Below are 9083 nucleotides of genomic sequence, written 5' to 3'. Positions count from 1 at the left end.
CCCCCCCTTCAAATTTCAAAAATTGGATTGTAAATGGCCGGCCTTTGTGGTAGAATAGCAACAATCGGTGTATTGTGTGCGTCGTCCCGCCGCAGCGGGGCAGCCTAGCCCCACATGGGGCTACAACTGCCCGGGGGCCATGTGATGCCCCAAACCGGCGTCGCCGGTTTCCACGACGGTGGCCATGTCGCCGAGGCCATCGTGTTGTAATCCCTGAACATGATAAAAGGAGCGTGACCACTGTGGGTGAAGGCAGAGAGTATGTTTCCCGGTCCGATGAGTTGGGAAATATCCATATATCAGAGGAAGTTCTGGCGGTGATTGCCGCCGCCGCTGCGCTGGAAGTTGAGGGCGTGGGAGGATTGGCGGCCAATCTGGGCACTGACCTTGCGGAACTGCTGGGAAAAAAGAACCTGAGCCGCGGGATTCGCCTCCAGGTGGAGGAGGAGAACGTTACGGTAGAGGTGGCCATCCTTGTAAAGTATGGCTACACCATTCCGGATGTGGGCCACGCCGTGCAGGAAGCTGTGGCTGGCAGCATCGAGGCCACCAGCGGTCTCACTGTCGCCGCCGTCAACGTAAGCGTGGGCGGTGTGGTCTTTGAGAAAGAGCCGAAGAAGGCTCAGTAAATCGGCGTACCCTCAAAGAGCATTGGGCGATATGATGCGCTCAGTGCTCTTTTGCCGTCTGTGAGGGGAAATTGGGGGTTTATTTTCCACCGCAAACTGTATATAATAGTCTATGAATATTCACAAAAGAGAGACAACGGGAGGAACCGATTATGACCAGGAGCAATGCCAGGGAAATTGCCGTCCATTTATCCTTTGCCCTCGGCTTTTCAGATCAGACCGCGGAAGAATTGCTGGAGGACTCCCTGAGCCGTGAAAACTTTGCGCAGCTCAAGGACGAGGAGCCCCTGTATGGAGAATATCCCAACGAGAAGCAGCGGCAGTACATAACCGCGCTGGTGAAAGGGGTATACGACCACGGCGCCGAACTGGACGGCTATATCTCAAAGTATGCCATCGGCTGGTCCTTCTCCCGTATTTCCCGCATGACGGCGGCCGTCATGCGGGTGGCGATGTATGAGATCCTGTATATGCCGGATATCCCCGCCGCCGCCGCTATCAATGAGGCGGTGGAACTGGCCAGACGCTATGACGCACCTGAGGCCGCGTCCTTCGCCAATGGCATCTTGGGTGCGTTTGTCCGGGGAGAACTGCCTCCGGAGCGGGCCGATGCGGTGGACACACAGGCTGAGGACAAGAAGGACGGAGTGTGACCATGGCGCTCTGTCTGGGAATTGACACCAGCAATTACACCACCTCTGTGGCTCTGTTTGACGGGGTGTCCGGATACAATCTTGGCAGGCTTTTGGATGTACCTGAGGGAGCGTTGGGGCTTCGGCAGAGCGACGCGCTGTTCCAGCATGTCAAACATCTGCCTGAGATTTTTGCCGCGCTGCGGGCGGAAGGGCGGCTGGACGGATGTATCGCAGCGGTGGGTGCCAGCACCAAACCGCGCTGGGTAGAGGGCTCTTATATGCCCTGTTTTCTGGCGGGAGAGTCTCAGGGGCGCGGGATAGCGGATACACTGGGCGTCCCCTTTTTCCCCTGTGCTCACCAGCAGGGACACATTGCGGCGGCCGCCTGGTCCGCCGGACGTCCCGATCTTTTAGACCGTCCCCATCTGGCTTGGCATCTGTCCGGCGGGACGACGGAGCTTTTGTATGTGCAGCCGGACGGGGTGAGCGTCTGGGCGCAGAAACTGGGGGGGACCAGTGATATTTCTGCGGGACAGCTTATTGACCGGACCGGACAGCTCTTGGGGCTGCCATTCCCCGCGGGAAAGGCGTTGGATGGACTGTATGGTCAGGCAGATGTTTGTCAAAATTACACTGTAAAGATAAATGACCTTACATTTTCTCTCTCCGGAATGGAGAACAAGGTGAGAGAACTGGTGGAGCGCGGGACACCTCCGGCCAACGTAGCTAGGTTTGTCGTGGACACCGTTGTGAAAGCGGTGCTGCGGACCACGGACAAGGCATTGGAGCAGTATCCGGGCCTCCCAGTACTGTGTTCCGGAGGGGTGGCCTCCAATTCCGCCTTGCGGGCGGCTCTGCGGGACGCGGTGTTTGCACCACCGCAATACTCCACAGATAACGCTCTTGGTGTGGCGATCCTGGCCCGGCGGGCCCTGACGGGGGGGAGCCGGCTATGAGAGAGGGTCAGCCTGTCTATACTGTCACCCAAGTCAACGGCTATATTAAAAATCTGTTGGATCGGGATGGACTTTTAAGCGGCGTATTTGTTCGAGGCGAAATTTCCAATTACAAAAGTTACCCCTCTGGACACCATTATTTTTCCATGAAGGATGAGGGCGGGGCGCTCCGCTGCGTGATGTTCCGGCGGGAGGCATCCCGCCTCCGCTTTCGTCCGGAAAATGGTATGAAGGTCATTGCCTTTGGACGTGTGGCGGTATTCCCCCGGGATGGCCAGTATCAGCTCTACTGCTCGGACCTCATGCCGGACGGGGTCGGAGACCTCCATGTGGCCTTTGAGCAGCTCAAGGAAAAGCTCTTCCGGGAGGGGCTATTTGACCCGGCGCATAAAAAAAACATTCCGAGATATCCAGGGCGAATCGCGCTGGTCACCTCTTCGGCCGGCGCAGCGGTGAGAGATATGCTGCGCATCCTGGGGGCGCGGTATCCGCTGGCGAAGGTCCTTCTCCTCCCGGTCCGCGTACAAGGGGAAGAGGCGGCGGGAGAGATTGCCTCCGCTATCCGGTATGCCAGTGCCCATGCTTTGGCGGATCTTCTGATTACGGGCAGAGGCGGCGGCTCGACGGAGGACCTCTGGTGCTTCAACGACGAACGGGTGGCCCGTGCGATTTACGACTGCACAATCCCCGTGATTTCCGCGGTAGGGCATGAACCTGACGTGACGATCGCAGATTTTGTGGCAGACCTGCGGGCGGCTACGCCCTCCAATGCGGCGGAACTGGCGGTGCCGGATCAGAACGAGATCTATGCCAATCTCGCTTACTATGAGGACAAGCTGATGGGGACCATGGAGGTCCGGCTGGATCGGGCGCGCCGGGAGCTGGAGCGCCTGGAGAAAAATCGCGTGCTCCAGGACCCCATAAATTACATTTTGGATCGGCGGGCACTTTTGGAGGATCGGCGGCGGCGGCTGGTTCACGGTCTCGGCGGCGTGATGGCGGGGGAACGGGAACGGTTCGCCCGTCTGGCGGCGGCCCTGGATGCGATGAGCCCGCTCAAGGTACTGGGGCGAGGGTATGCGCTGGCTCAGACCGCCAACGGAAAGGTGGCAACTTCTGTGGATGAGGTGGAGCCGGGTGGTAAGCTGTCGGTTCGTCTCTCCGACGGTGTGCTGGACTGTCGTGTGGACGATAAGAGGAGGCTGTTATAAATATGGCGGAAAAGAAAAAGACCTTCGAACAGGCCATGATACGCCTGGAGGAGATCGTCACGCAGCTGGAAAAGGGCGAAGCCCCTCTGGAGGAGTCGCTGAAGCTCTTTGAGGAGGGAATGACGCTGATGAAGCAGTGTTCCGCACTGCTGGACAAGGCGGAGCAGAAGGTGTCCAAGCTCACCGTCGGGACAGACGGAGGACCGGTAGAAACGCCGTTCCACGGGGAGGGATGATCGGTATGGAATATGAGCGGCAGTTACGTGACGGACAGGCCCTGATTGAACGTGCGCTGCAGTCGTGCTTTGCGGGCAGGGAGCCTATGGCCAATATCTATGACGCCATGGAGTACAGTCTGATGGCCGGCGGAAAGCGCATCCGTCCCCTCCTCACACTGGAGGTCTGCCGGATGTGTGGGGGAGATGTTGCACAAGCCCTGCCATTCGCCTGCGCGGTGGAGATGATCCACACGTATTCCCTGATCCATGACGACCTGCCCTGCATGGATGACGATGATCTGCGCCGGGGAAAGCCTACCAACCACAAGATCTATGGGGAGGCCACGGCGGTACTGGCTGGCGATGCGCTGCTCACCGCCGCCTTTGAAACCGCACTGGAGCAGAGCTCCGGGGTCCCGTCGGACCGCGTGGTAGCCGCTGCTGCCTGTCTGGCGCATGCCGCCGGTGCGCGCGGCATGGTGGGTGGTCAGTCGCTGGATATGGCCGCCGAGGGACGGGCGGTGACCCGGCGGGATGTGGAAGACCTCCAAAAGCTGAAAACCGGCGCGCTGCTCAGTGCGGCGGCTGAGATGGGGTGTGTGATCGCCGGCGGCGGCACGGATGACCGGGCTGCCGTTCGCCGCTACGCCCAGAAGCTGGGATTGGCCTTCCAGGTCCGGGATGATATGTTGGATGTAGAGGGGGATGAGAGGACGCTGGGAAAACCCATCGGCTCAGACCAGGCCAACGAAAAAACAACTTTTGTTACCCTGCTGGGTATGGATGGCTGCCGTGAGCTGGTGGATACCCTGACTGATGCGGCGGTAGCCGCCTTAGAGCCCTTCGGGGGACGGGCGGATTTTCTGTGCTGGCTTGCCCGGGCCTTGGCCGGGCGGGAGAGCTGACCGGATATGGAGAATAATCTTCTGAACGGCCATTTGGGAAATCTGATCCTGGCCCTCGCGGTCGTCGCTTGGGCAATCGCTCAGGTGCTAAAGGTCGTGGTCGTCCTGATCCAAAACCACAGGCTGGATTTCCGACGGATCACGGGAAGCGGGGGAATGCCGAGCTCTCATTCCGCCTTTGTCTGTGCCTGCGCAAGTGCGACCGGAAATCTATACGGCTGGTCCTCGCCCATTTTCGCTCTGGCTGCTGTTCTAGCCATCGTGGTCATGTATGATGCGGCAAATGTCCGCAAGGCAGCCGGAGAGCAGGCCAAGATTTTAAATTACATGATGGAACACTGGATGGAGATGAAGCCGGAACTTTTCGGCAAAGAGCTCAAGGAGTTTTTGGGACATACTCCGGTCCAGGTCATTGCCGGCGCGGTGCTGGGGATCGTCATTGGTCTTGCGGGGACCTGGCTGTTCCGCTGATCAGGCGGGAAGGGCTACAAACGGCGCCGGAGCGCCCAGCTTCATAGATCCCATCCTTGGGGGTGCGTTTTTGATACAGCTCGATGAGATTCCAAATCTAAAAGAGATTAGCGACAGCGAGGCGGAGGGCCTCTGTGCGCGGCTGCGGGCCCGCATTATCGACGCGGTCTCACGCACGGGAGGACATTTGGCCTCCAATCTCGGTACGGTGGAGATCACCGTAGCGCTCCACCGGGTATTTGATACCGGGCGGGACAGAGTGGTTTTTGACGTGGGACACCAATGCTATTCCCACAAGATCCTGACGGGGCGGGACACGGCCATGGACACCCTCCGCACGTTTGGAGGGATTGCGGGCTACCCCAAGCCACAGGAAAGCCAGGATGACGCCTTTATTGCGGGACATGCCTCCAACTCTGTTTCTGTGGCGCTGGGAATGGCCAGAGCCAGGAGCCAGAGAGGGGAGGACTACCACGTGATCGCCCTCATTGGAGACGGGGCCCTGACAGGCGGACTTGCCTATGAAGGGCTTTCCAACGCAGGGTTGAGCGGAGAGCCCCTTCTGGTCATCCTAAATGACAATGGCATGTCCATTACCAAAAATGTGGGGGGCGTGGCCCAACACCTAGCACATCAGCGGCTCAAGCCACAGTATCTTCAGTTCAAAAAGGGATACCGAAAAATGATGTCGGTGCTGCCAGGCGGTCCCCAAATCTACCGTGTGACCCATAAAATCAAAACGGCGATAAAGGAGACTCTGCTCCCCTGCAGTATGTTCGAGGATATGGGGTTCATTTACCTGGGGCCGGTGGACGGGCATGATGTGAGAGGGCTCACTCGCCTGATGCGCTACGCCAAGGAGTTGAAAGGCCCTGTATTGCTTCATGTAAGGACTGTAAAGGGGAAAGGCTATCCGCCAGCTGAAAAGAATCCGGATGCCTACCATGGCGTATCACGGTTTTGTGTCCAGACAGGTGAGCCGCTGCAGCCCTCCAGGCCCTCCTTTTCCAGCGCGTTTGGACAGGCTGTCTGCGAGCTGGCGGCGGAGGATGGGAGAATCTGTGCGGTGACTGCTGCCATGCGGGACGGCACCGGACTGGGCTCCTTTGAGGCTCAATTCCCGGAACGATTTTTCGATGTGGGGATTGCGGAGGGGCACGCCGTGGCGATGGCGGCTGGAATGGCCAAGCAGGGAAGTCTGCCGATCTTTGCCGTGTACTCCTCGTTTCTGCAGCGCGGGTATGATATGCTGCTCCACGATGTGGCGATCCTTGGCCTCCATGTGGTCTTCGGCGTAGACCGTGCTGGATTGGTGGGAGAAGACGGCGAGACCCACCACGGTCTGTTTGATGTGGCGTATCTCTCCTCGGTCCCGGGGATGACGCTCTTCGCGCCGGCCAGCTTTGCTGAAGTGCGGAGCATGCTGCGCCACGCCGTGCGGAAGGTATCGGGGCCAGTGGCTCTCCGCTATCCAAGAGGCGGAGAGAGCGGCTATCGGGGAGATGCAGGTGTGGAGCCGACTGTGTGTCTGAAAGTGGGGAAAGCAATAACACTTGTCACTTATGGGATCACTACGGGGAGTGTACTGGAGGCCGGCGCTATGTTGGAGGCGGCTGGATACGTCCCGGAAATCATAAAGCTGAATCGCCTTATGCCGTTGGATGACGAAGAAATCCTTGCTTCCGTAAAGAAAACGGAGCGGGTCCTGATTGCCGAGGAGTGCGCCGCAATGGGAGGTATGGGGCAGCAAATCGCTGCCCACATGGCGGCACAGGGGGTCGTGCCCAAAGCGATGGCGCTCTGCAATACGGGAAGTGGGTTTATCACCCATGGAACCACGGCGGAGCTGCGCCGCCTGTGCGGGCTGGATGCGGAATCGCTTTACCAGGCGGCAGTGGAGGTTTTAAAGCGTGAGTAAAAAACGTCTGGATGTACTGGTGTGTGAGAGGGGACTGGCGGAGAGCCGACAAAAAGCGCAGGCCCTGATTATGGCGGGGCAGATTTTTGTGGGCGGGCAGAAGATCGACAAGGCTGGATTTGCAGTGGAAGAGAGCGCGGAGATCGAGCTGCACGGCAAGGCTTTGGCCTATGTGAGCCGGGGAGGCCTGAAACTAGAAAAGGCGCTCCAGCGCTTCCCGCTGGACCTCAAGGGAAAAATCTGCATTGATTGCGGCGCCTCCACCGGAGGCTTTACGGATTGCATGTTGCAAAATGGGGCGGCCAAGGTATACGCCGTGGATGTCGGCTACGGACAATTGGCCTGGAGCCTGCGCCAGGACCCAAGGGTGATATGCATGGAGCGGACGAACGTGAGATATCTGACTGCGGAGCAGATTGCTGAACCGCTGGACTTTGGAAGCGTGGATGTATCCTTCATTTCTTTGAAGCTGATTTTGCCGGCCCTACGCGGTCTGCTGAAGCCGCAGGGGCAGGTGGTGTGCCTGGTCAAACCGCAATTCGAGGCGGGCAGGGAAAAGGTGGGAAAGAAAGGGGTCGTACGCGACCCGGAAGTACATCTGGAGGTGTTGGAGCAATTTTTGATTCACGCATCTGATGCCGGATTTTCTGTAAAGGATATGGACTTTTCACCTATAAAGGGACCGGAGGGCAACATTGAATACCTGGGTTTTTTGTGCGTCGGTGTCAGTGAGCCCTATGTGGGGAACCTCGCTGCACTGGTTGAGAGGTCCCATGCTGAACTCGAGGGGGCGGTTCACCCGTGAAAGTAGTGCTCAGCCCGAACCCATACCGGGATCGGGGATTGAAAGCGGCATTGAAGGCCCGTGAGATCTTAAAGTCGGGCGGGGTCGACACCTCATTGTGCCTTCCTTTCGACTTAGAGCAAGGGAGCGGTCATGCTGAATTGCCCAGGGATCTGGACTATCGCAACATGCAGGATGAGCTGGAGAGGGCGGATATTCTCCTCTGCTTTGGCGGGGATGGCACCATCCTTCATGCCGCGCGGGACGCCAATGCTCACAACGTCCCTATTTTGGGGGTCAATATGGGCAGTGTCGGCTTTATGGCAGAACTGGAGCACAGCGAACTGGATATGCTCTCCCAGCTCTCCAAGCGCAAATATACAATCGAGCCGCGAATGATGCTGGACGTGTCGGTGCGAAGAGGTCGAGAGACCCTTTACCGAGACTTGGCGCTGAACGATGCTGTCATCACCAAGGGTGCGGTGGCGAGAGTGATTGACTTGATCGTGCGGGGAGACGGTGTTCACATTTATGACTACTCCGGAGACGGAGTGATCCTTGCCACGCCCACAGGCTCCACGGCCTATTCTATGTCTGCGGGGGGCCCCATTGTGGAGCCAACCTCTGAGAATATCCTTGTGACTCCCATTTGCGCCCATTCCCTCCATGCAAAGCCGCTGGTAATGGGAAGGGACAGGATTGTCTCTGTCCGGATTGGAAAGCTGTCAAGGAAAACGGCTTACTTGTCTGTGGACGGAGGAAGAGCCTTTAAGCTCTGTGGCGGGGACACTGTTGAAGTCCGCCGCTCCAAAAGTGTGACCAGGTTGGTCCGACTGACGGATCACAGCTTTTATGAAATCATCAATCAGAAGTTGGGGAGGGCATGACGGATATGAAGTCCAAACGGCAGGCAGAAATTTTGCGAATCATTGAGGAGGTTGATGTTGAGACCCAGGATCAGTTGTTGGCTGAGTTGAAGCTGCGGGGCGTCACCTCTACCCAGGCAACGATCTCAAGAGACATCAAGGAGCTGCATCTGGTGAAGGAACTTACCAGTTACGGGACCTACAAATATGTGGTATCCGGCCGCAGGGCCAGTCTGAACTTCGCGGGACGTCTGCGGACCATTTTCAAGGAGGGGGTCACGTCCTTTGACCGCGCCCAGAATATTGTTGTGATCAAAACCATGCCGGGCCTCGCTTCTGCAGCCTGTGCCGCGATTGACGGTATGGAAATCGGAGATCTGGTCGGAAGTCTCGCCGGGGATGACACGGCCCTTCTCATCATGCGGGACACTGAGAAAGCAGAGGCCTTTTGTGACGAAATCCATAAGATGCTCCAGTGAGCACAGGGAGG

Annotated in this window: 11 protein-coding genes; all 11 read left to right on the top strand. The window is 58.1% G+C overall.

What is annotated here, in order from left to right:
* Window positions 1–242: 242 nt before the first annotated feature.
* The 11 genes from ABUA09_RS01295 to ABUA09_RS01245 all read left to right on the top strand — a co-directional run bounded on the left by ABUA09_RS01295 (window position 243) and on the right by ABUA09_RS01245 (window position 9072).
* Window positions 243–629 carry an Asp23/Gls24 family envelope stress response protein gene (locus ABUA09_RS01295; protein ID WP_033116653.1) on the top strand — a complete coding sequence of 129 codons (387 nt, stop codon included), beginning with the start codon at window positions 243–245 and terminating at the stop codon, window positions 627–629.
* A 152-nt stretch (window positions 630–781) separates the two neighbouring features.
* The gene (gene nusB, locus ABUA09_RS01290; protein WP_033116654.1) at window positions 782–1282 is read left to right on the top strand and encodes a transcription antitermination factor NusB; all 501 of its coding nucleotides are present in this window, start codon (window positions 782–784) and stop codon (window positions 1280–1282) included.
* Between the two features lie 2 nt (window positions 1283–1284).
* A complete protein-coding gene (locus ABUA09_RS01285) occupies window positions 1285–2220 on the top strand; it encodes a Kae1-like domain-containing protein (RefSeq protein ID WP_195607648.1) in 936 nt (311 codons plus the stop codon).
* A complete protein-coding gene (gene xseA / locus ABUA09_RS01280; protein ID WP_279204839.1) occupies window positions 2217–3431 on the top strand; it encodes an exodeoxyribonuclease VII large subunit in 1215 nt (404 codons plus the stop codon). The genes ABUA09_RS01285 and xseA overlap by 4 nt, the downstream gene beginning before the upstream one ends.
* A 2-nt stretch (window positions 3432–3433) precedes the next feature.
* The gene (xseB, locus tag ABUA09_RS01275; protein WP_033116656.1) at window positions 3434–3667 is read left to right on the top strand and encodes an exodeoxyribonuclease VII small subunit; all 234 of its coding nucleotides are present in this window, start codon (window positions 3434–3436) and stop codon (window positions 3665–3667) included.
* 5 nt (window positions 3668–3672) lie between these two features.
* Complete coding sequence (locus ABUA09_RS01270) at window positions 3673–4554, top strand: polyprenyl synthetase family protein (RefSeq protein ID WP_033116657.1); 882 nt, start codon at window positions 3673–3675, stop codon at window positions 4552–4554.
* A gap of 6 nt (window positions 4555–4560) precedes the next feature.
* Window positions 4561–5025 carry a divergent PAP2 family protein gene (locus ABUA09_RS01265; protein ID WP_033116658.1) on the top strand — a complete coding sequence of 155 codons (465 nt, stop codon included), beginning with the start codon at window positions 4561–4563 and terminating at the stop codon, window positions 5023–5025.
* 70 nt (window positions 5026–5095) lie between these two features.
* Entirely contained in the window at window positions 5096–6943 is a 1848-nt protein-coding gene (gene dxs / locus ABUA09_RS01260; RefSeq protein ID WP_208318380.1) for a 1-deoxy-D-xylulose-5-phosphate synthase, read from the top strand.
* Window positions 6936–7748, top strand: a complete 813-nt coding sequence (locus ABUA09_RS01255) for a TlyA family RNA methyltransferase (RefSeq protein WP_033116660.1) — start codon at window positions 6936–6938, stop codon at window positions 7746–7748. Before dxs ends, ABUA09_RS01255 begins: the two co-directional genes overlap by 8 nt.
* Window positions 7745–8614, top strand: coding sequence for an NAD(+)/NADH kinase (locus ABUA09_RS01250; protein ID WP_033116661.1), 870 nt, complete (start codon window positions 7745–7747; stop codon window positions 8612–8614). Before ABUA09_RS01255 ends, ABUA09_RS01250 begins: the two co-directional genes overlap by 4 nt.
* A 5-nt stretch (window positions 8615–8619) precedes the next feature.
* Window positions 8620–9072: an arginine repressor gene (locus ABUA09_RS01245; protein WP_058117734.1), complete on the top strand. Its 453-nt coding sequence runs from the start codon at window positions 8620–8622 to the stop codon at window positions 9070–9072.
* Window positions 9073–9083 lie beyond the last annotated feature (11 nt).

Origin of the sequence: Intestinimonas sp. RTP31139st1_F5_RTP31139_211217 (assembly GCF_040226735.1) — a bacterium.
GTDB lineage: Bacteria > Bacillota > Clostridia > Oscillospirales > Oscillospiraceae > Intestinimonas > Intestinimonas butyriciproducens.
The sequence above is the reverse complement of the archived record's forward strand: the minus strand, read 5'-3'. Positions and strand labels throughout refer to the sequence as shown.

Bases quoted from the DNA above. Each gene is read 5' to 3' on its own strand.
- nusB (WP_033116654.1), top strand. From the start codon at position 782: ATGACCAGGAGCAATGCCAGGGAAATTGCCGTCCATTTATCCTTTGCC.
- ABUA09_RS01285 (WP_195607648.1), top strand. From the start codon at position 1,285: ATGGCGCTCTGTCTGGGAATTGACACCAGCAATTACACCACCTCTGTG.
- xseA (WP_279204839.1), top strand. From the start codon at position 2,217: ATGAGAGAGGGTCAGCCTGTCTATACTGTCACCCAAGTCAACGGCTAT.
- xseB (WP_033116656.1), top strand. From the start codon at position 3,434: ATGGCGGAAAAGAAAAAGACCTTCGAACAGGCCATGATACGCCTGGAG.
- ABUA09_RS01270 (WP_033116657.1), top strand. From the start codon at position 3,673: ATGGAATATGAGCGGCAGTTACGTGACGGACAGGCCCTGATTGAACGT.
- ABUA09_RS01265 (WP_033116658.1), top strand. From the start codon at position 4,561: ATGGAGAATAATCTTCTGAACGGCCATTTGGGAAATCTGATCCTGGCC.
- ABUA09_RS01245 (WP_058117734.1), top strand. From the start codon at position 8,620: ATGAAGTCCAAACGGCAGGCAGAAATTTTGCGAATCATTGAGGAGGTT.